Here is a 20,218-nt window from a genome sequence, read left to right on the forward strand (position 1 = left end):
ATATTGGGTGGTTCTTCTATTAGCATTTCACTGTTCTTTTTGCTTACTATTATGAAGGCTTACGTGTCCTATAGACCTCGTAAATCCTCTCTGCTTCACAAATTTCAGGTCATTTCGATTGAATACTTTACCCGCTTTCCGGCATTGTTATGAACCGTAGGGTGTGGGGTTTTCTATTTTCTCAAATTTGCATTCGCCGGGATGCAGCACTTTTACAACTTTCCCTTCGCATGTAAGATCATGAACTTTTTCAATATTAACATCATCGCAATTGCTGTCTAACGATCTTAATCCGATATCGCCGTTTTTGAAATACATTCTTTTTACCATACGTATTCCGTCAACCAGAAATACGCCGATTTCATCGTGGTTGACGGAGTCTTGCTTTTTTACCAGTATGATATCACCCTCGGATAACAGTGGTTTATCATTATCGCTTTCCGCAGTAGCGGCAAAGTCGGAATACGCGCAGTCATAGTCGTTTTTAATTAAGAGAAATTCATATGTTTCGGTATTTAGCAGCATGTTATTAATCCTTTTCACTCTCTTATGCCCAAGAATTTTTTTCGTTTCTATTACAATATTTTTTCGCTCACACTTTAGCATGGAGCAGCTTGCTCGTGAACTTAACTAATTAAGCATAATACATAATCAAAATAAACGCAAATATTTTCATTACAGGTGGAAGAAAAAAACGAAAACAGCGGCTCCCGCCGTAAAGCGAGAGCCGCAATGTGTCGATTTTGAAAATGAAGAAGCCGCCCGGTTGGGCGGCTTCTTCGTAGGAAAAGTATATCTCAAAAGCCTTGTAAGCAAGAGCCTGCCCGCAGCGCCTATGTGCTGACACTACGGACTAGGTGCAAATGGAATGGATTTATTATAAATAGCGAACGACTTAATATGTTGGGAAAATAGAAATTTCGGTGAATGGTAATAATTGGCAATAAATTTAAATTATAAAGCGGTTTAAGGGGCAGCATATCGCATTTACGCAAAGGTGGCCGTACCCGAAAAATGGTATTATTCCGCTTTCTTCACCCTCGAAGAAGCTTAAAAAGGTTCTTGTAATACGCTTGGGGATAGTGACTCTTAAACGAAAAAAGGCCCGGAATTTTTGGGGTGCCAATATGTATTTCAATGCCGACATGACGATATCCCATAAAAACAAATGGAATCTTGGTTACGATATCATTTCCGTTTTCGATACGAAGGGTTTTGAACACTCTTTTGTCATAGGATTTCTGAAAAGCGCGGTTTCCCACACGCGGCGCACCGAACAGGATCACCTCATAGTCTATTTCAGGGTAGTTATATTCCAAATCCACAGCGCACAAAATAGCCAGCGCCGCACCCTGCGAATGTCCGGATATCTTTACCTGATAAATGTCATTGGAAATCACGCTGTGTATGTTGTTTCTTACGGCCGGGGATTTATATGCCTCAAGAAATCCGGTATGTACTCTTATTTTTGATTCGTTATTTCCGTAAGGAATCACTTTTCTTCGGAAAGTCAGGTTCGTTTTCCAGTCCTGACAAGAGTTTGATCCCCTGAATGTGATCGTTAGGCATCCGTTTTTCTTGCGTAAATAGCATTGCACGTCGGTTTTTGGATCGTCGATCACGAAAAAAGAGCCGCCGGGAAAGATTGGTTGAATTTCGCGGTATGCGGCGGCCGAAAGCTCCATCGCGTTTATTACATCTGATGCCTGCATAGAAATCACCTCGTAACATTATATTGACGGCCGCAAAGATTTAAAACAGAGACAAAATGTAAAATTGTCTGCGTTAAAATGGTGGTACCTGTAAGAAGTTTTGGTGTTCCGTCCGGAACTTTCGGGTAAAAAATCTGGCCGCATCCGATAAACCGGTGCGACCTTTAAATTTCTCTTGAAAAAATTTCAATAGAGGCTATAATGAAATAAACAAAGGGCGTGTGGGTTTTAGGTTCCTTCCGAAAGGTGATGCTCTGCCAGCGCACGGGGCAATCCCCGAGTAGGAGGTGATTTGTACGGAAATACTCTGTGCAGCCATTTTTTTGGTTGTTGCCACCGGGTACATACTCGTTGTAGCGCAGCAAGCAAAGAAATAACCGCCCCCGAGCTAAGGAAAGGCGGTTATCCGTAATCCGAGGGCTTCCTGAGTAAAATCAGGACGCCCTTTGTTTTTTCTAATTATAGTATAATCCTGCTTTATTCCAAATGTCAACATAAATTTCTATGCGCGTTTGTCCAAATATATAAGCGGTCTGTCCGATGTGCAACATAATGGGGAAACAAATGGATCAACTTCGCATGAATCGGGCATTGCTTCTCCTTCCTTAATCAGTATTCGAATAACAGATTTATTATTCCTCCATTTGCTTGCCGAGGAACGTTGCGGCAACCTGTACCATGGTGATTTCCGTCTGGTCGGGTGCCGTTCCGTTTTCATTTTGCAGCAGAATAACCGCGCCGACTACATCTCCGGAAGCAACGATCGGATAGACGATTGCGGCAGACCGGTCGATTCCCTCCACCGGTATAAACTGTGATCTTCCGGTGCTGACAAAGCTTTTATGAAACTGCATAAGTTCATCTAATTTCGGGGTAATCCTGCGCTCAAGATATTCTTTACGCGATATGCCGGCCGCCGATATAATACGGTCGCGGTCACAGACAAGCATGGGTAAATTAACATATTTGGAAAGCACCTCCCCGTATTGCTGCGCGAAAGTGGAGAGCTCGCCCACCGGCGAATATTTTTTGAAAATGACACCGCCCTGTGAATCCGTATATATTTCAAGAGGATCTCCATTATGGATGTGCAGTGTGTATCGAATTTCCTTAGGGATGACAACGCGGCCCAAATTATCGATTCTCCGTACCATTCCAGCTGATTTCATTCGTAAACATCCTTTCATTTAAAGTGATTTTGTTAAATGGTAATCCTCATATATTACCATTGCATGAAATTAACATTAAAATCTAATGATAATTTCCAAATAGTACTCTGATTAACTAATAAATGGTTTTAAATCCTTGATTATAATAATACTATATACAAATTATGCCAATATTAGACTTGCTTTTTAAAATATTTCTAATTTATAAGAAACTTTCTTGAAAGCCTTAATACCCATAAAATAGAGGAATAATTATTCAAAATTGAAAAAATCCCTGCTAGCCATTTTTCAGGTTATAGCAAGGATTTTTTCTTACTTAGCCAAGTGTTTTAGCCGAATCATTCATCTTATTAAGAATCCGATTGATTTTCGTAATGGTTTTGTAGTATCCTTGTCCTATGTTAGCAAAAGAAAACAAGAAAATATCAATTCGGCGTGTTATCATTTTATTGTTGGGAGGGAACAGATTGGATTGGATACAGGGAATGCAGAATGCTATCAATTATATGGAGCTTCATCTTTTGGAGCCGTTCAATTTCGATGAAATTGCAAAAGCGGCGGGTTCTTCCACTTTTCATTTTATGCGGATGTTTAATATGCTTACAGGCTTTACGGTCGGTGAGTATATCCGCAACCGGAGGCTGACACTGGCCGGCCAGGAATTGTCTCTCTCCGATGCAAAAGTGGTGGATATCGCATTCAAATACGGCTACGAGACCCATGAATCTTTTACAAAGGCGTTTCGTCAATTCCACGGTATTTCACCGTCGGCTGCGCGCAAGCCGGAGGCAAATCTGAAATCCATCGGCAAACTCTCAATTCAAGTGACTTTGAAAGGGGATAAAACGTTGAATTATAAACTGATTGAAAAAGAAGCTTTTACGGTAGTAGGCAAAAAGACGCCGGTTACCTGCGTAAACGGGGAAAATTTCAAAATTGTCGCTGATTTTTGCAGGCAATGCGATGAAGACGGAATATGCGATTTATTGGAAGGATTATGTACGGACGAAATGGGTGTGATGGGTATCTGCGGCACCATGAAAAATGATGCGTTTGACTACTACATGGCGGTAACGTATCAAGGCGGGAAAATTCCGGAGGGAATGGAAACACTGGAAATACCGAAATCAACCTGGGCGGTGTTTGAATCGGTTGGTCCGATTCCGGAAGCGATTCAGGATGTTTGGAAACGGATTTTCTCGGAATGGTTCCCGTCGAATCAATATGAACACGCGGTCGGCCCGGAAATTGAAGTATATGAAAAAGGCGACATGTCCAAACCGGATTATAAAAGCTATGTATGGATTCCGGTAACGAGGAAAGTACAATAATTAAAATAGAAAAGCACATCTCCAATTTGGGCGTGCGCTTACGCTGTAAGGAATTAAGGACTAAGCTAAGGGATGATTATACAAACCTTACAAAGACGGCATGACGGATACGGTAATAAAAAAGGAAGTATTTCCGAACGGAAGTACTTCCTTTTTCCTATGTTAATAGCGGTTGTCGAATATGCGGGTCGATTTCTTTTCACTGCGGGGAAGGTCGCCCAGTTCCACCGGCTTGATTGCGGCGGTAATCCCGATTTTGGTTTTAAAGAGGAAACCGATTTCATTTATCAGCTGGGCTTTGTCGGCTTCCGCTTCCTTTTCCACAAACAGGGTAAGGATATCCTTTCCGTTCAGATGGTCGATCATTACCTGATACTCGCTGGAGGCGCCCTTAACCCCTTTCAGCAGTTCTTCAATCTGGCTGGGGAAGATGTTGACACCCTTTACCTTAATCATGTCGTCGGTGCGGCCCTGAATCGTATCAATGCGGGGATAGGGGGAACCGCATGGGCAGTCGCCGGGGATAAAGCGGGTCAGGTCGTGTGTACGGTAACGAATCAGCGGAGCGCCCTGCTTTTTCAGGGTAGTGATGACCAGCTCGCCGATTTGGCCGTCGGGGACAGGCTCCCCGGTTTTGGGATTGACAATCTCAAAATAAACATAATCGTCCCAGTAGTGCATTCCGCATTCATAGTCACAGCTTATTCCGATTCCCGGGCCGTAAACTTCGGTTAAGCCGTAGATATCGTAAAGCTTCACGCCGAGTTCCGCGGCAATACGGCGGCGCATTTTCTCGCCCCAGCGTTCCGAACCAATGATGCCCTTTTTCAGGTGAATGTTTTCACCGATTCCCCGTTTGGCGATTTCTTCCGCCAGCAGCAGGGCATAGGAGGAGGTTGCGCACAGGACGGTGCTCTTCATATCCTGCATCATGCGAAGCTGTTTATCCGTGTTACCGGGGCCCATCGGAATGACCATCGCCCCCAGACGTTCCGCGCCGGCCTGAAAGCCGATTCCGGCCGTCCACAGGCCGTAGCCCGGGGTAATCTGTACGCGGTCGAGATTCGTTAAACCCGCGGTTTCGTAGCAGCGGGCGAAAAGAAGCGCCCAGTCGTCCACATCCTGTTTGGTGTAAGGGATAATCACGGGTGTTCCGGTGGTACCGGAGGAGGAATGAATCCGCACGATTTCCTCATCCGGAACGGCCTGCAGTCCAAGGGGATACGCTTCGCGCAGGTCGCCTTTCCACGTAAAAGGAAGCTTTTCAAAATCGGACTGGGTTTGAATGGCGCCGACGTCGACACCATCCAGCTTTCTTTTGTAAAACCCGTCGACGGACGTTAAATGCTTTAACTGCGCTTTCATCAAATCGAACTGCGATTGTTTCATTTGCATTTTGACAGCCTCCTTTTATTCCTCGCATTGCTGCATGATTTCTGCCGCTTTTGCGCCTTCTTCAAGCGCTTTTGTATTTAATTCAATAAACTGAGGTTTTACCCGTTTGGAAATCGCGGTTTTCAATTCCTCCATGGAAAGGCCGAGCATTCCGGATGCACAGGCCGCGCCCAGCAGGGCCACGTTCAATACTTTTGCCGAACCGCACGCTTTACAGATTTTGTCCCCGTCAACGACAATCAGCTTCGCCGCTTCTTTTTGAAGGTACGGCATCATCTCGGAACCGTTATAGGCGGAATTGCCGAGCGAAGCGGTAACCGGACGGATTGCTTTGCGGCTTACGACCGCGACGCCGCCTTTCTTCAGGTAGGGCAGACAGCGTACGGCCTCCGCGGGTTCAAAACCGATGATGACGTCGGCGGAGTGCTTCGGAATCATGGGGGAATGAATTTCGTCCCCGATACGCACATGGCTGACGACGCATCCGCCGCGCTGTGCCATTCCGATGGTTTCGGCAGTACGGGCGTTCTGCCCTTTATCCATGGCGGCCTGGGCAATCAGTTTGGAAGCGAGGACGGTTCCCTGCCCGCCCACGCCGGACAAAATACAATTTACGGTCATATCACTGCACCCCTTTCATGGCGCCGCAGGGGCAAACCTGCGCGCAGAGAGAACAGCCGAAGCAAAGGGAAGGTTCGATAAACGCTTTTCCGCCGTCCATGGAAACTGCGGGACATCCAATTTCATTTATGCATTTTTTACAGCCGGCGCATTGTTCGCTGTCCACCCAATAAGCGGAAGAAGGCTTGGACACCGCAATGCACGGAGACTGGAAAATGACAGCGGAAACGCCCTTGTGAGTGGCGGCCTTTTTCACTGCCTCAACGGCTTCGGCGAGATGAAACGGATTTACCACGGAGACTTCTTTCACGCCCACAGCGGTCAAGATGGCGGGAATGCTGACTTTTTCGGTGATGTTCCCCATCATGGTCCTTCCGGTTCCCGGGTGCGGCTGGTGCCCGGTCATAGCGGTCGTTGAATTGTCCAGCACAATCAGCGTGATATCGCTTTCATTATAGACTGCGTTTACAACTCCCGTAATTCCGGAAGCAAAAAAGGTGGAATCCCCGATAAAGGAAAAATGCTTGACATCCGGTTCGATATGCTGCATGCCCTGCGCAATTGTGATGTCCGCGCCCATGCACAGGCAGGTGTCGACCATATCCAGCGGCATGGCGTTTCCAAGGGTGTAGCAGCCGATATCCCCGGCAAAAACGGCCTTTTGTCCTTTCATAGCCTGCTTTACCGCATAGAAGGAAGCGCGGTGCGGACAGCCCGCGCACAATACGGGCGGACGTACCGGCAGCGGGGGGAGGGGCTCGTCTTTTTCCGGCGCGGGCAGTCCCAGGTAGTTGTGCAGTACGGCTTTTACCGATTCGACCGTATTTTCCCCGGCCTGCTGTACATCGCCGCTCAGCTTGCCGCGGATGGCAACATTCAAATGGTGTTTGCCGCAGAGGAAAATCAATTCCCGTTCAATCACCGGGTCAAGCTCCTCAATCACCATTACTTCGGTTAATCCGTTCAAAAACGCCAAAGCGAGTTTTTCCGGGAAAGGATGCGGCGTGGAAACTTTCAGAAGCTTTGCGTTGCAGTCCCCCAGAGCTTCCTTTGTGTATTCATAGCTGATTCCGCCGGTTGCAATTCCTTTCGTACCGCCGCCGGTAATCGTGTTGAACCGATAGGAAGAAAGCTTTTCGCCCATTGCGGGGTTTCTTTCTTCAATTTTGAGATGATTCTGATAGGAAAGACGGGGGAAGATCGTCCATTTTGCATCCTTTATGAATCCTTCCGGCTTGTTGACCGTTTTTGTATCGGCTATTTCCATGGAGGCGCAGCCGTGGCATACGCGGGTGGTCGGCCGGAACAAAACCGGGGTGCCGTATTCTTCCGAAAGGGCGAAAGCATCCCCGATCATGGCATAGGCTTCCTCCGGTGAGGACGGGTCAAAAACAGGGAGTTTTGAAAACTGCGCAAAATGGCGGGTATCCTGCTCCGTCTGCGAGGAGATCGGGCCGGGGTCGTCGGCAGATACAATCACCATGCCGCCTTTTACGCCGACATAGGCAAGGCTCATCAAAGGGTCGGATGCCACGTTCAAGCCGACCTGTTTCATGGTGACCAGCGTTCTTGCGCCCGAATAGGATGCGCCCGCCGCAACCTCCATCGCCGCTTTTTCGTTCACGGACCATTCCACATAAATACTGCCGTCATTGTTTTTCGCGACGGTTTCCAGAATTTCGGTGGACGGTGTGCCGGGATAACCGCATACCAGATTAACTCCGGCGTGAATTGCGCCCATCGCGATTGCTTCGTTGCCCATTAAAAACTTTTTCATGTCATACCTCACAATCTCATGAAAATCTGCTGGAAAATAAAAAAAATCTGCCCTTCGCAAAAAGGACAGATTTGAAATCTGCGGTACCACCTTAATTGATTTGCTTTCAGCAAATCCTCTCAAACGAAAATGCCAACACATTTTCTTCCGTTAACGCCGGATTACGTTTCAGATACTCGGCAAAAGCTTTTCCCCTCACCCTCAGTGATCCATTTACCATACGGCATTCCGCGGAACTCCCAGCACCGTCCGCTCTCTGCAGGCGCCCGTTACGGTTTTATCTTCACCTCAAAGGTTTGTTTTATTAATTTAAAATCCTAACACAGGAAAGACGGTTTGTCAAGGTTCCAAAACTGCATTTTCAATTTATTTTTCCAAGGCATAAAAAGCAATCTTTCATAGGATCCGCTTTTTCATTTCCGAGAGGATCATTCATTTTGATACTATAAATCCTTTCAATTTCACGGGATTCACTGTTTAATATAAATCCATATCATGGTATAATACAATTAATTTGATTGGAAAACGAAGAGAAAGGAATTCAAAATGGAACTCAATAAAAGCAACATGAAAAAGATAATGCTGCTCATTGCCTTTGGTATTGCCTTTTACCTGGGGCTGAAAAACCTTTACCGTTTTTCCGACCTTGCCGGATTTATCGGCAGTATTTTCGAACCGTTCCTTCTTGGCATGGCTTTCGCTTTTATTTTAAATATATTGATGCGTCATATTGAAACGCGTTTTTTTGCTCCGCTGAACAGGCGTTATACCCAAAAGTGGCCAAAGATACGCCGTCCGCTGAGTATCTTTCTGTCCCTGCTGATTGTGCTCGGCATTATTGCCCTGATTTTGCTGATTGTTGTGCCGGAATTGATTAAAACCATTGTGAATCTTACCAACAATATTCCGAACTTCTTTAATGAAATACAAAATTATCTGACCCGAATCAGCAATCAATACCCGGATATCGGAGAATCCTTCCGGAAAATAAACATTGACTGGAACAGTATCAGCCAGATGCTTGCGGTAAACGGTCAAAAACTTGCCAGTTCCCTGGTAGGTTCTACAGTAACGGTTACAACAAATATTTTCCACGGGGCAATCACGCTTGTTTTAAGCTTTGTGATTGCTTTGAATATCCTTGCGCAGAAAGAAAAGCTGCAAGGTCAGGCGAAGCGTGTGCTGTATGCCTACCTGCCGAATCCAAAAGCCCAAAAAATCGTTTGGCTTTGCAGGCTTTCAAATAAAACTTTTTCCAATTTTATTGCCGGACAGTGTACCGAAGCATGCATCCTTGGAACGCTCTGCTTTATCGGAATGAATATTTTCCAGTTCCCGTACGCCCTGCTGATCTCGGTGTTCGTCGTATTTATGGCGCTGATTCCGATTATCGGTTCTTTTTTAAGCACGGTCATCGGCGCTCTGCTGATTCTGATTGTCAGCCCGATTAAGGCAGTTTGGTATGTCGTGTTTTTTGTTGTCCTGCAGCAATTGGAGGGCAACCTGATTTATCCGCGCGTAGTCGGCTCAAAAGTCGGGCTTCCCGTCCTTTGGGTACTTGCGGCGATTACCATTGGCGGCAATGTATTCGGCGTTCTGGGAATGGTCATCAATATTCCGATCTGCTCGATTCTCTATGTTCTGCTGAAGGAAGATGTCGGGAAGCGATTGAAAAGCAAGAAGAAGCAGGACAAGCCGGTTCAGGATACCGGGGAATAATACCACATGATTTCGTTCTATAAGGAAGAATTGTCAAACAGGGCTTTCCTGTACAGAAAAAGGGGCCGCATCAGCGATTTTGATGCGGCTGTATTCTTGTTGGAAAAAAAGAAGATGCATTTTTGGGGATATTTGTATTATAATAAATTCAACCGATTTACCCAGGTGGTGACAGGATGTATCAAGAGAAGCACAGATTTAAAAAAACGCTTTCGGCATTTGCCGTTATTTTCGTGGAGCTTGCGCTTATGGCGGCAACGACAGCCGTATTTGTATTGGTTTTTGAACGTGTGGACACCATGCGGACAGAAGCCGCTGCCGCGGCTGCGAAAAACAGCAGTTCCGCCACCGTTGCGCAGGAGAGCCTGAACGAGGGCGCGTCTTCTGCGGGCTCCGAAAATGAACCGATGCAGGAATTCAAACAACCGGACGATTGGAAACTCGTTTTGGTGAATTTGGATCATGAATTGCCGGCAACGTATAAACAAAGCATTGTGCATCAGTTTAACGTGGATATCGATTCAAGAATCACCGATTCCTATCAGAAAATGCACGACGCCGCCTTAAAGGATAATAGCAAGATCTGGATATCCTCAGGCTACAGAAGCTATGAAAAGCAGCAGCAGCTTTTTGCGGAGGAAATTCAGACATTTTATAAAAACGGGGTCAGCCGCGAGGAAGCAGTCAGCAAAGCATCCCGGTCGGTTGCCCGCCCCGGTTGCAGCGAGCACATAACCGGGCTTGCCGTTGATTTGAACGGCGTTCTGGAAAATTTTGATCAAACCAAAGAATCCGACTGGCTTCAGAAGCATGCGCAGGATTACGGCTTTGTCTTGCGGTATCCGAAGGATAAGCAGAATATAACGAAAATCAAGTACGAACCATGGCATTATCGGTACGTCGGCGTTGAAAACGCTCAAAAGATGAAAGCGATGAACCTGTGTTTAGAGGAATATATTGACTATTTAAATAAAAATCAGGCTGCGTCGCATTGAACAACAGCCTGTAATTTGCTATAATTATAAAATTAGTTTATCAGGTCTTGTTTCACAGAGAAAAGAACTTTTTTATTTCGGTTAGAATCATACCGCACAGTTGAAAAAGTTCTTATTTGCAAACAAGGCCGAGAATTTTTTAATCAGATGAGAGGGGTCTATTCATGCAGCAAAAAACAGTTCGAACAAGGTTTGCGCCAAGCCCGACGGGTTTTATGCACGTCGGGAATCTGCGTACGGCCTTGTATGAATATTTGATCGCGAAATCGCTTGGCGGCACCTTTGTGCTGCGCATAGAGGATACCGATCAGGAAAGGCTCGTTCCGGGCGCGGTCGATGTTATTTACAACACCCTTGAAAAGGTGGGGCTGAAACATGACGAAGGACCGGATAACGGAGGCAAATTCGGCCCCTACATTCAAAGCGAACGCAAGGATCTTTACAAACCGTACGCGGAGCAGCTTGTGCGGGAGGGAAAAGCGTATTACTGCTTCTGCACCAAGGAGCGCCTTGACGCGCTGCATGAGAGCAGGGAAGGGGAATTCGCCGGCGGTTACGACCGTCACTGCCGCGATCTGCCGAAAGAGGAAGTCGGCCGGCTTTTAGCGTCCGGCGCGCCGTATGTTATCCGTCAGCGTATGCCGATTGAAGGGTCAACCACCTTCGACGATGTCGTGTACGGTTCCATTACCATCGAAAACAAGGAACTCGAGGACCAGATTTTGATCAAGTCCGACGGTTATCCGACCTACAATTTTGCGAACGTAATTGACGACCATCTGATGCAGATTACCCATGTCGTGCGGGGCTGCGAATATCTTACCTCCACGCCGAAGTACAATTTGCTGTATCAGGCTTTCGGCTGGGATGTCCCGACGTATGTTCACCTGCCGTTAATCATGGGTAAAAACGAAGACGGCAGCGTTTCGAAGCTTTCCAAACGACATGGTTCGACCGGCTTTGAGGACTTAATCAAGGAAGGCTATCTTCCGCAGACCATTGTAAACTACATAGCGCTTTTAGGCTGGTGTCCGAAGGAAAACCGGGAGCTTTTCACGCTGCCGGAACTGGTGGAGAATTTCTCAATCGACGGAATCAGCAAATCCCCGGCCGTTTTTGATTACGATAAACTGACCTGGTTTAACGGAGAATATATCCGCGCCATGTCCGAAGAAGAATTTATCAGCAACGCTATGCCGTATTTTAAGGAAGTATTTCCCGATAAAGAATGCAATTGGCAGGTTCTTGCTTCCATTTTACAGCCGCGTGTAACGAAGTTTACGCAGATTCCGGAAATGATTGCGTTTTTAAAGGAACTGCCGGATTATACGACTGACTTTTTTGTCAATAAAAAGAGCAAGACAAATTTGGAAAATTCGGCGCAGATGCTGAAAGAAGCCTTGCCCGTACTGGAAGGCGTCGGCGATTGGACGGTGGAGGTTCTCCACGATGCGCTGATCGAACTTGCGCAAAAGCTGGAAGTAAAAAACGGAACCCTGCTCTGGCCGGTTCGCATTGCGGCGGCCGGTATGCTGGTAACACCGGGCGGGGCAATGGAGATTCTTGCAATCCTCGGCAAAGAAGAATCCATCCGCCGTCTCCGTTTCGGACTCGAAAAATTGGGAGCATAAGGAGCGAAAACGATGAGTGAAAAGAAAAGCAATACGGAAGAAGCCGAAATTTCGGGCAATTTTATCCATACCTTCGTAGAGGAGGATATTGCTCCGGAAGGAAGGTTTGCGGGGAAAAAGGTACATACCCGTTTTCCGCCGGAACCAAACGGCTATCTTCATATCGGTCATGCAAAAGCAATTTGCATTGACTTTGGTACGGCTGAAAAATTCAGCGGTATCTGCAATCTGCGCATGGACGACACGAACCCCACAAAAGAGGATACCGAATACGTTGACGCCATTCAAAACGATATCCGCTGGCTTGGTTTCACCTGGGACGACCGTTTTCATTATGCTTCCGATTATTTCCCGAAAATGTATGAAATGGCTGTCAAATTGATTCGGGAAGGGCTTGCCTATGTCTGCCAGCTTACGCCGGAGCAAATGCGGGAAAACAGGGGCGATCTGACCCATCCTGCCGTAAGCCCCTATCGTGACCGCCCGGCGGAAGAGAGCCTTGACCTGTTTGAACGGATGAAAAAAGGCGAGTTTCAGGACGGGGAAATGACCCTGCGCGCGAAAATTGATCTGGCTTCCGGCAATTTCAATATGCGCGACCCGGTTATTTACCGCATTAACCATATGGCGCATCACCGCACGGGAACCGAATGGTGCATTTATCCCATGTATGATTTTGCCCATCCGATCGAGGACGCACTTGAGGGAATCACCCATTCGCTCTGCTCTTTGGAATTTGAAGATCACAGGCCGCTTTACGACTGGGTGATTCATCATATCGGCCTGCCGGACAAACCGAGGCAGATCGAATTTGCCCGCCTTGGCATCAACAATACGGTCATGAGCAAGCGCAAGCTCCGCCAACTGGTGGAAAACCATTATGTCAGCGGGTGGGACGACCCGCGCATGCCGACGCTTTGCGGACTGCGCCGCAGGGGATACACCCCGGCGTCCATCCGCAATTTCTGTGACCGAATCGGCGTGGCGAAAGTCAACAGCACCGTGGAATACAGCTTTTTGGAGCATTGCCTGCGGGAAGATTTGAATTTGAACGCGCAGCGCACCATGGCGGTTTTGCAGCCGGTGAAACTGATTCTGACAAATTACCCGGAAAATCAGACCGAGGAATTTGAGGTGGAGAACAACCCGGAAAAGCCGCAGGACGGGACACGGAAGGTTTCGTTCTCCCGCACGCTTTGGATTGAGAAGGAAGACTTCATGGAAGAGCCTGTAAAAGGCTATTTCCGCCTTTTCCCGGGCAATGAGGTTCGCCTGAAAACGGCGTATGTTGTCCGCTGTACAGGCTGCAAAAAGGACGAAAACGGAAATGTTGTGGAAGTGTATGCGGAATACGACCCGCAGACGCGCGGCGGAAACACGCCGGACGGCAGAAAGGTAAAGGGAACCATCCACTGGGTGGACGCCAAAACCGCCGCCGACGCGGAAGTACGCCTGTACGACAGTCTGTTCACCGTTCCGGACCCGGAAGCCGGCGATTTTCTGGAGCTTTTAAATCCGGATTCGCTCAAGGTTTTACAGAACTGTAAGGTGGAACCTTCGCTGGCTCAGGAGAAAGCGCCGAAATCGTTCCAGTTTATGCGTCAGGGCTATTTCTGCATCGATAATGACAGCACGCCGGAGCATCCGGTGTTTAACCGTTCCGTATCCTTAAAGGACAGCTTTAAAAAGAAATAAGGATAAATACACAAAGCCCGCTGCCGGTTAAAAACAGCGGGCTGCTTTTTATTCCCCGTAAATCCCCTGTACGGTCACTTCTCCGGAATAAACCGGATACAATACCCCGTCGTCGCTGCGGACGATGAGTTCTCCGCTTGGTGAAATATCCTCCGCAACGCCGGTCATTTTCTGATTCGCCCTTGTAAATCCGACCCTTCGGTTTAAGGAAACGCATTGGGTTTTATATTCGTTCAGCAAGCTTTCCGGATGGAGCGGATAATCGTTTAGCACGGTTTCAAATTCAAGCAGAATTTCTTGTAAGAGCGGCACGCGCCGGACGAAGCTTCCGCTTTCCAGCCGCAGGGACGTTGCCTTTGCGGATAATTCCTCCGGAAAATTCTCATTGTTTACGTTTACGCCGATGCCGACCGCCACATATTCAATCCGATCCATTTCGGCGGCCATTTCCGTGAGGATTCCGCAGATTTTTTTACTCCCGATGACAATATCGTTCGGCCATTTGATCATGGCGGCGCATCCGGTTGCCTTTCGCACTGCCCGGCACACCGCGAGACCGGCCAGCAGGGTAATGCTTGCCACCTGGGAAGGCAATAAGCTTGACCGCAATAAAATAGTAAACCAAAGTCCCTGCCCTGCGGGTGAAGTCCATGAGCGGCCGAGCCGACCCTTTCCACCTGACTGCTGTTCCGTGACAAACAGGCTCCCGTCCGGAGCGCCTGCAAGCGCCTTTCGCTTTGCCTCTTCGTTTGTGGAGTCGATAAGGTCATAGCAGTATATTTCGTTCGCCAGAAGCTTCGTTTTGAGACCGAGAGCGATTTCTTCCGGCGTGATTCTGTCGGGGCAGGAAACCAGTTTATAACCGCGGTTCGTTACCGACTCAATGGCATATCCGCCGTTTCTTAAAGTGTTGATTACTTTCCATACGGCGGTACGGGAAATGTGCAGGCTCTCGCTGATTTCCTCGCCGGAAACATAGCCGTTGTTCCGAATTAAGATATTGAGAATTTCTTCTTTTGTATTCATAGATCCACAGCCCTTTATTCTAGTTGTTCTTTTATTATACCTTTCCATTCGGCGAAAGGGCAAGGAAATTAAAAAATATATTGTCCGAGCTGCTGATTTCGTGATATACTATAGCATATATGTTCAAAAGAGAATCTTTGATTTAGAAAGCGGGGTGCATGCCATGGATGTCCGACCCGGCGACATTTTACAGATGAAAAAAGCGCATCCGTGCGGGAGCAAGACTTTCCTGGTGCTCCGTTCCGGCATGGATTTTAAAATCCGCTGTACCGGCTGCGGCCATGAAGTCATGGTGCCAAGGCTGAAATGCGAAAAGAATATTAAAAAAATCATCCGCGAGGACACCCAGCACGAATTGTAGCTCCTTAATCATAAATCAATAAAAATTAAGGAGAATAACAATGTTTGAAAATTTGGAAGTGTTTGAGAAGCGGTATGAAGAATTAAGCCAAAAATTATATGACCCGTCCGTTTTAGCGGATCAGGCGATGTATACGGATTTAATGAAGGAGTTTAAAAATATTACTCCGATTGTAGAGAAATACCGCGAATATCTGAAAGCCGTCCAAACCGTAGAAGATTCCAGGGAACTTCTGAACGAGGGCGGACTGGACAGGGAACTAAAGGATATGGCCGAAGAGGACCTTCAAACAGCAAAGGCCGATATTGAGCGGTTTTCTGAGGAACTGAAAATCCTGCTCCTGCCCCGGGACCCGAACGACGAGCGAAATGTCATTGTTGAAATCCGCGGAGGAGCGGGCGGGGAAGAAGCCGCTTTGTTTTCCACCGTTTTGTTCCGTATGTACAGCATGTATGCCGAAGCGAGAGGCTGGAAGACGGAAATCCTGAACGCCAACGAAACGGAGCTTGGCGGATTTAAGGAAATCAGCTTTATGATTACCGGCGACGGCGCATATTCCCGGTTAAAATATGAGAGCGGCGTCCACCGTGTTCAGCGTGTGCCGGAAACGGAAACGCAGGGTCGCGTCCATACTTCGACTTCTACGGTCGCTGTTTTGCCGGAAGCGGAAGAAGTGGAGCTTGAAATCAATCCGAAGGATTTACAGATCGACACCTACCGCTCCAGCGGCGCGGGAGGACAGCACATTAACAAAACCTCCTCCGCAATCCGTATTACGCACTTGCCCACCGGAACGGTGGTCGAATGCCAGGATGAGCGGAGCCAGTATAAAAATAAGGACAAGGCGATGCGCGTTCTGCGTTCACGGCTGTATGAGGCAAAACTGCGGGAACATGATGAAGCGATCGCTTCCGAGCGCAGAAGCCAGGTTGGTACCGGCGACCGTTCGGAGCGTATCCGGACGTATAACTATCCGCAGGGGCGCATGACCGACCATCGCATCGGCTTGACGATTTACCGTCTGGACGATATTTTAAACGGCAGCCTTGATGAAATTATTGACGCCCTGATTACCGCGGACAGGGCCGCAAAACTGCAAAATACAATTGATAACCAATCAGAAGAGAGAGATTCATAAAATGCAGACCCTACGTTTAAATGCAAATAACCCGGAAGACATTCGAAAAGCCGCCCAGATCATCCGAGAGGGCGGCTTAGTCGGTATGCCTACGGAAACGGTATACGGTTTGGCGGCGAACGCGCTGGACGGAAAAGCCGTTGCAAAGATTTTTGCCGCAAAGGGAAGACCGATGGATAATCCGCTGATCGTACATATTTCCGAATTTGATCAGATTCGAAAGCTGGTAAAGGAAGTTCCGCCCGAAGCGGAAAAACTTGCAAAAGCGTACTGGCCAGGCCCCATGACCATGGTGCTGCCGAAGGCCGACTGCATCCCGGACGAGGTGAGCGCGGGGCTTCAAACGGTCGCCGTCCGGTTCCCGTCGCATCCGGCCGCGCAGGCGCTGATCAGCGAATCCGGTCTGCCGATTGCCGCACCGTCGGCGAATCTTTCCGGCAGACCCAGCCCCACCACCGCGGAACATGTTCTGCACGACATGGACGGGAAAATCGAGGCCGTTTTGGACGGCGGAGCCTGCGGGGTCGGCGTTGAATCAACCGTGGTTACGCTTGCCACAAAGCCGCCGAGGCTTTTAAGGCCGGGCGGAATCACGCTGGAACAGCTTCGTGCCGTTCTCGGCGAGGTGGATATGGACAATGCGGTTTTAAAACCGCTTGCCAAAGGCGTAAAGGCGGCTTCCCCCGGAATGAAGTACAAGCATTATTCGCCGAAAGCGAACGTAATCATCATTGACGGCAGTTTTCAAGCATATAAACAATATGTAAACGATCATAAGGAAGCCGGTACGGCCGCGCTTTGCTACAGCGAAGAAGCTTCGGAGCTGAACGTTCCGACGGTTTGCTACGGCGGAGAAGAGAATTACGGTGAGCAGGCGCGCGAGCTTTTCGACGCGCTCCGCAAGCTGGATGAAATCAACGCCAAAACCGTATACGCGCGGTGTCCCGAACCAAAAGGCGTGGGATTGGCGGTCTACAACCGGCTCATCCGCGCGGCAGGATTTGAGGTGCTCCATCTTGAATAAACTGGTGATCGGCCTTACCGGGCCGACCGGCGCCGGAAAATCAACCGTTGCGGGGGCGTTCGAAAAAGCGGGCTGCAAAATCATTGACGCAGATCTGGTTGCACGCACGGCGGTGACGGATGAAAAATGCCTTGCGGATTTGAAAGCCGCATTCGGGAATGATATTGAAAAAAACGGGACTTTAAACCGTCGGCTGCTGGCGCAGCGGGCTTTTTCGAGTGAAAAGGGCGCTGCAAAATTAAATGCCATTACGCATCCGGTCATTATGAATGAGGTAAAAAAGAGGATTGCGCAATTCCAAGCGAGCGGCGCAAAGGCGATCCTTCTTGACGCGGCCCTGCTGTTTGAAAGCGGTGCGGATTCGCTGTGCAATACGACCGTTGCGGTTACCGCGCCGGTGGAAATCCGGCTGAACCGCATTATGAGCCGGGACGGCATTTCAAAAGAACTTGCCGAAGCCCGAATCGGCGCGCAGAAGGAGAATTCGTACTATAACGAACGCGCGCGGTATCGGCTGGACGGCACAATGAACCGGGACAACATACAGGCTGCGGTAAATCAGCTTTTAGAGCAGATCATCGGAGATTATTCATGAAAAAATACAAAAAAGTCTTACTAGTCTGCGCCATAGCGGCAGTTTTACTTCTGCTTGGCTGGTATTTTTTAAATCGCGAATACAAGTATTTTATGCGAAGCGCATATCCGCTGAAATATACGGATATTGTTGCAAAGGAGGCTACGGCAAACCATCTTGACCCGGCCATGGTGTATTCCGTTATGAAAGCGGAAAGCAATTTTAATCCGGACGCGAAATCCCGTGCGGGAGCCATCGGCCTGATGCAGCTTACCCCGGATACGTTCGACTGGGTGCAGACGAAATTGAAGAGCAGCGAAAAATACACCGAAGAGGATTTATATACGCCGGAAATCAATATCCGCTACGGCTGTAAACTTCTTTCTATTTTATTCGATAAATACAGTAAACAGGCAACCGCGCTGAGCGCTTACAACGCAGGAATCGGTACGGTAAACTCATGGCTGAAAAATCCCGATATTTCTAAGGACGGCGTCGTGCTGGACAATATTCCTTTTGAAGAGACAAGGAGTTATGTCGATGTAGTCCTGAAGAATTACGAGAATTATAAAAAAACCTATCAGTTCAACAGTAAAGGAGAAAACATGAATGATGACGAAACTTGGCAAGGAAGAAGTCAAAAAAATGTCGGATGAGCTTTTGCTTGACCGCAAAAACGGCTATTTTAAGGTTGAGGATGAAAAAGTTCAGAAAGCGGATGAATTTTGCAAAGGCTACAAGAAGTTTTTGGATGCGTCCAAAACGGAACGGGAAGCAGTCTGCTCTGCTGTTAAAACGGCTGAAGCCGCCGGTTTTGTTCCGTTTGACGCAGAGAAAAAATACAGAGCAGGGGACAAGGTCTATTATAATAATCGCGGAAAAGCCCTGATTCTTGCGGTTATCGGTAAAAACGGGTGCAAAAACGGCGTTCGCATTGCCGCGGCGCACATCGATTCTCCCCGTCTGGATTTGAAACCGCATCCGCTGTATGAAAAAGACGAAATTGCTCTTTTCAAAACCCATTATTACGGCGGTATAAAGAAATATCAGTGGACGGCGATTCCGCTTTCCATGCACGGAATCGCGGTACGTAAGGACGGTACGCCGGTTGAAATCTGCATTGGCGAAGAGGACGACGATCCTCAGTTCTGCGTCACCGATCTTCTTCCGCATTTAAGCTCCGAACAATATGAAAAGACGCTTTCCAAAGCGTTTGAGGGTGAAAACCTGAATATCGTTGTGGGCAGCCGTCCGGTCAGAGCCGACGAAGGCGACAATTTATTCAAGCTGAACGTCATGAAGCTGATTCATGAAAAGTACGGCATGACGGAGGAAGACTTTGTTTCCGCCGATATTGAATTCGTACCGGCGTTTAAAGCAAGGGATATCGGCATTGACCGCAGCATGATCGGTTCCTACGGTCATGACGACAGGGTCTGCGCTTATCCGGCGATCATGGCTGTGCTGGATTCAAAAGTTCCCGAAAGTACGGTTCTTACGGTACTGGCCGATAAAGAGGAAATCGGAAGCGAAGGAAATACCGGCCTCAATTCCCAGTTCATGCATTATTTTATTGCTGACCTGGCAAGAGCGGAAGGTCTGGAGCCGCAGCATGTTTTAAGCAAGTCAAAATGCCTTTCCGCCGATGTGACGGCGGCGTACGACCCAACGTATCCCAGCGCGTATGAACCGAACAACTCCTGCTACATCAATAACGGCGTCGGCATGGCCAAATACACTGGTTCAAGAGGCAAGAGCGGTTCCAGCGAAGCAAGAGCGGAATTCGTATCGGAAATCCGCAGACTGTTTGAAGCGAACGACGTTCTCTGGCAGATCGGCGAGCTGGGCAAGGTCGACGGCGGCGGCGGCGGAACCGTTGCTTTGTATATCGCAAACCTGAACGTGGATGTTCTGGATGTCGGTGTTCCGGTTCTGTCGATGCATGCTCCCTTTGAAATTGTATCGAAGCTGGATGTCTACATGACCTACCTTGGCATCCGGGCGTTCTATGAGGCGGAATAAAAAATAAGATCGTGCCGGCGCAATGCCC

The 20,218-nt window shown here is 48.2% G+C and carries 18 protein-coding genes; 11 read left to right on the plus strand and 7 right to left on the minus strand.

The window, feature by feature from the left end:
* Positions 1 to 147 precede the first annotated feature (147 nt).
* The 3 genes from OUY18_RS07875 to OUY18_RS07885 all read right to left on the minus strand — a co-directional run bounded on the left by OUY18_RS07875 (position 148) and on the right by OUY18_RS07885 (position 2,881).
* The gene (locus OUY18_RS07875; protein ID WP_268058219.1) at positions 148 to 525 is read right to left on the minus strand and encodes a S24 family peptidase; all 378 of its coding nucleotides are present in this window, start codon (positions 523 to 525) and stop codon (positions 148 to 150) included.
* Between the two features lie 509 nt (positions 526 to 1,034).
* On the minus strand, positions 1,035 to 1,712 hold the full coding sequence (locus OUY18_RS07880) for a lipase family protein (protein ID WP_268058220.1): 678 nt from the start codon (positions 1,710 to 1,712) through the stop codon (positions 1,035 to 1,037).
* Positions 1,713 to 2,344: 632 nt separating this feature from the next.
* Positions 2,345 to 2,881: a stage V sporulation T C-terminal domain-containing protein gene (locus OUY18_RS07885; protein WP_268058221.1), complete on the minus strand. Its 537-nt coding sequence runs from the start codon at positions 2,879 to 2,881 to the stop codon at positions 2,345 to 2,347.
* Between the two features lie 467 nt (positions 2,882 to 3,348).
* On the opposite strand from OUY18_RS07885, the gene OUY18_RS07890 reads away from it, so the two are divergent.
* Entirely contained in the window at positions 3,349 to 4,212 is an 864-nt protein-coding gene (locus tag OUY18_RS07890) for an AraC family transcriptional regulator (RefSeq protein ID WP_268058222.1), read from the plus strand.
* Between the two features lie 162 nt (positions 4,213 to 4,374).
* On the opposite strand, the gene OUY18_RS07895 is transcribed toward OUY18_RS07890, so the two are convergent.
* From OUY18_RS07895 to iorA, 3 genes are read right to left on the minus strand one after another with little or no spacing between them, the layout of a single operon-like run.
* The gene (locus OUY18_RS07895; protein WP_268058223.1) at positions 4,375 to 5,607 is read right to left on the minus strand and encodes a phenylacetate--CoA ligase family protein; all 1,233 of its coding nucleotides are present in this window, start codon (positions 5,605 to 5,607) and stop codon (positions 4,375 to 4,377) included.
* A 15-nt stretch (positions 5,608 to 5,622) separates the two neighbouring features.
* Positions 5,623 to 6,228 (minus strand): indolepyruvate oxidoreductase subunit beta, encoded by a 606-nt coding sequence (locus OUY18_RS07900; protein ID WP_268058224.1) that lies wholly within the window; start codon positions 6,226 to 6,228, stop codon positions 5,623 to 5,625.
* Position 6,229: 1 nt separating this feature from the next.
* Positions 6,230 to 8,005 (minus strand): indolepyruvate ferredoxin oxidoreductase subunit alpha, encoded by a 1,776-nt coding sequence (iorA, locus tag OUY18_RS07905; protein ID WP_268058225.1) that lies wholly within the window; start codon positions 8,003 to 8,005, stop codon positions 6,230 to 6,232.
* 546 nt (positions 8,006 to 8,551) lie between these two features.
* Here iorA and OUY18_RS07910 point away from each other — a divergent pair.
* The 4 genes from OUY18_RS07910 (at position 8,552) to OUY18_RS07925 (ending at position 14,045) form a co-directional block, all read left to right on the plus strand.
* Complete coding sequence (locus OUY18_RS07910) at positions 8,552 to 9,724, plus strand: AI-2E family transporter (RefSeq protein WP_268058226.1); 1,173 nt, start codon at positions 8,552 to 8,554, stop codon at positions 9,722 to 9,724.
* 407 nt (positions 9,725 to 10,131) lie between these two features.
* A complete protein-coding gene (locus OUY18_RS07915; RefSeq protein ID WP_419196132.1) occupies positions 10,132 to 10,719 on the plus strand; it encodes a M15 family metallopeptidase in 588 nt (195 codons plus the stop codon).
* A 164-nt stretch (positions 10,720 to 10,883) separates the two neighbouring features.
* The gene (gene gltX, locus OUY18_RS07920; protein ID WP_268058228.1) at positions 10,884 to 12,350 is read left to right on the plus strand and encodes a glutamate--tRNA ligase; all 1,467 of its coding nucleotides are present in this window, start codon (positions 10,884 to 10,886) and stop codon (positions 12,348 to 12,350) included.
* Positions 12,351 to 12,362: 12 nt separating this feature from the next.
* Positions 12,363 to 14,045, plus strand: coding sequence for a glutamine--tRNA ligase/YqeY domain fusion protein (locus tag OUY18_RS07925; protein ID WP_268058229.1), 1,683 nt, complete (start codon positions 12,363 to 12,365; stop codon positions 14,043 to 14,045).
* A gap of 48 nt (positions 14,046 to 14,093) precedes the next feature.
* Here OUY18_RS07925 and OUY18_RS07930 read toward each other — a convergent pair whose 3' ends face one another.
* Complete coding sequence (locus OUY18_RS07930; RefSeq protein WP_268058230.1) at positions 14,094 to 15,071, minus strand: biotin--[acetyl-CoA-carboxylase] ligase; 978 nt, start codon at positions 15,069 to 15,071, stop codon at positions 14,094 to 14,096.
* 163 nt (positions 15,072 to 15,234) lie between these two features.
* Between OUY18_RS07930 and OUY18_RS07935 the strand changes: the two genes are divergently transcribed.
* Genes OUY18_RS07935 through OUY18_RS07960 form a run of 6 tightly spaced genes read left to right on the plus strand, consistent with a single transcriptional unit; the run spans position 15,235 to position 20,190 of the window.
* Positions 15,235 to 15,432 carry a DUF951 domain-containing protein gene (locus OUY18_RS07935; RefSeq protein WP_268058231.1) on the plus strand — a complete coding sequence of 66 codons (198 nt, stop codon included), beginning with the start codon at positions 15,235 to 15,237 and terminating at the stop codon, positions 15,430 to 15,432.
* 40 nt (positions 15,433 to 15,472) lie between these two features.
* On the plus strand, positions 15,473 to 16,570 hold the full coding sequence (prfA, locus tag OUY18_RS07940; protein WP_268058232.1) for a peptide chain release factor 1: 1,098 nt from the start codon (positions 15,473 to 15,475) through the stop codon (positions 16,568 to 16,570).
* Between the two features lies 1 nt (position 16,571).
* Complete coding sequence (locus tag OUY18_RS07945) at positions 16,572 to 17,594, plus strand: L-threonylcarbamoyladenylate synthase (RefSeq protein WP_268058233.1); 1,023 nt, start codon at positions 16,572 to 16,574, stop codon at positions 17,592 to 17,594.
* Positions 17,587 to 18,189 carry a dephospho-CoA kinase gene (gene coaE, locus OUY18_RS07950; protein WP_268058234.1) on the plus strand — a complete coding sequence of 201 codons (603 nt, stop codon included), beginning with the start codon at positions 17,587 to 17,589 and terminating at the stop codon, positions 18,187 to 18,189. Before OUY18_RS07945 ends, coaE begins: the two co-directional genes overlap by 8 nt.
* Positions 18,186 to 18,824 carry a lytic transglycosylase domain-containing protein gene (locus tag OUY18_RS07955; RefSeq protein WP_268058235.1) on the plus strand — a complete coding sequence of 213 codons (639 nt, stop codon included), beginning with the start codon at positions 18,186 to 18,188 and terminating at the stop codon, positions 18,822 to 18,824. Before coaE ends, OUY18_RS07955 begins: the two co-directional genes overlap by 4 nt.
* Positions 18,781 to 20,190: an aminopeptidase gene (locus OUY18_RS07960; RefSeq protein ID WP_419196133.1), complete on the plus strand. Its 1,410-nt coding sequence runs from the start codon at positions 18,781 to 18,783 to the stop codon at positions 20,188 to 20,190. Before OUY18_RS07955 ends, OUY18_RS07960 begins: the two co-directional genes overlap by 44 nt.
* The last annotated feature ends 28 nt before the right edge of the window (positions 20,191 to 20,218 follow it).

Source organism: Caproiciproducens galactitolivorans (assembly GCF_026672255.1).
GTDB classification, from domain to species: Bacteria; Bacillota; Clostridia; order Oscillospirales; family Acutalibacteraceae; genus Caproiciproducens; species Caproiciproducens galactitolivorans_A.

Bases quoted from the DNA above. Each gene is read 5' to 3' on its own strand.
- OUY18_RS07875 (WP_268058219.1), bottom strand. From the start codon at position 525: ATGCTGCTAAATACCGAAACATATGAATTTCTCTTAATTAAAAACGAC.
- OUY18_RS07880 (WP_268058220.1), bottom strand. From the start codon at position 1,712: ATGCAGGCATCAGATGTAATAAACGCGATGGAGCTTTCGGCCGCCGCA.
- OUY18_RS07885 (WP_268058221.1), bottom strand. From the start codon at position 2,881: ATGAAATCAGCTGGAATGGTACGGAGAATCGATAATTTGGGCCGCGTT.
- OUY18_RS07895 (WP_268058223.1), bottom strand. From the start codon at position 5,607: ATGCAAATGAAACAATCGCAGTTCGATTTGATGAAAGCGCAGTTAAAG.
- OUY18_RS07900 (WP_268058224.1), bottom strand. From the start codon at position 6,228: ATGACCGTAAATTGTATTTTGTCCGGCGTGGGCGGGCAGGGAACCGTC.
- iorA (WP_268058225.1), bottom strand. From the start codon at position 8,005: ATGAAAAAGTTTTTAATGGGCAACGAAGCAATCGCGATGGGCGCAATT.
- OUY18_RS07910 (WP_268058226.1), top strand. From the start codon at position 8,552: ATGGAACTCAATAAAAGCAACATGAAAAAGATAATGCTGCTCATTGCC.
- OUY18_RS07915 (WP_419196132.1), top strand. From the start codon at position 10,132: ATGCAGGAATTCAAACAACCGGACGATTGGAAACTCGTTTTGGTGAAT.
- gltX (WP_268058228.1), top strand. From the start codon at position 10,884: ATGCAGCAAAAAACAGTTCGAACAAGGTTTGCGCCAAGCCCGACGGGT.
- OUY18_RS07925 (WP_268058229.1), top strand. From the start codon at position 12,363: ATGAGTGAAAAGAAAAGCAATACGGAAGAAGCCGAAATTTCGGGCAAT.
- OUY18_RS07930 (WP_268058230.1), bottom strand. From the start codon at position 15,071: ATGAATACAAAAGAAGAAATTCTCAATATCTTAATTCGGAACAACGGC.
- OUY18_RS07935 (WP_268058231.1), top strand. From the start codon at position 15,235: ATGGATGTCCGACCCGGCGACATTTTACAGATGAAAAAAGCGCATCCG.
- prfA (WP_268058232.1), top strand. From the start codon at position 15,473: ATGTTTGAAAATTTGGAAGTGTTTGAGAAGCGGTATGAAGAATTAAGC.
- OUY18_RS07945 (WP_268058233.1), top strand. From the start codon at position 16,572: ATGCAGACCCTACGTTTAAATGCAAATAACCCGGAAGACATTCGAAAA.
- OUY18_RS07955 (WP_268058235.1), top strand. From the start codon at position 18,186: ATGAAAAAATACAAAAAAGTCTTACTAGTCTGCGCCATAGCGGCAGTT.
- OUY18_RS07960 (WP_419196133.1), top strand. From the start codon at position 18,781: ATGACGAAACTTGGCAAGGAAGAAGTCAAAAAAATGTCGGATGAGCTT.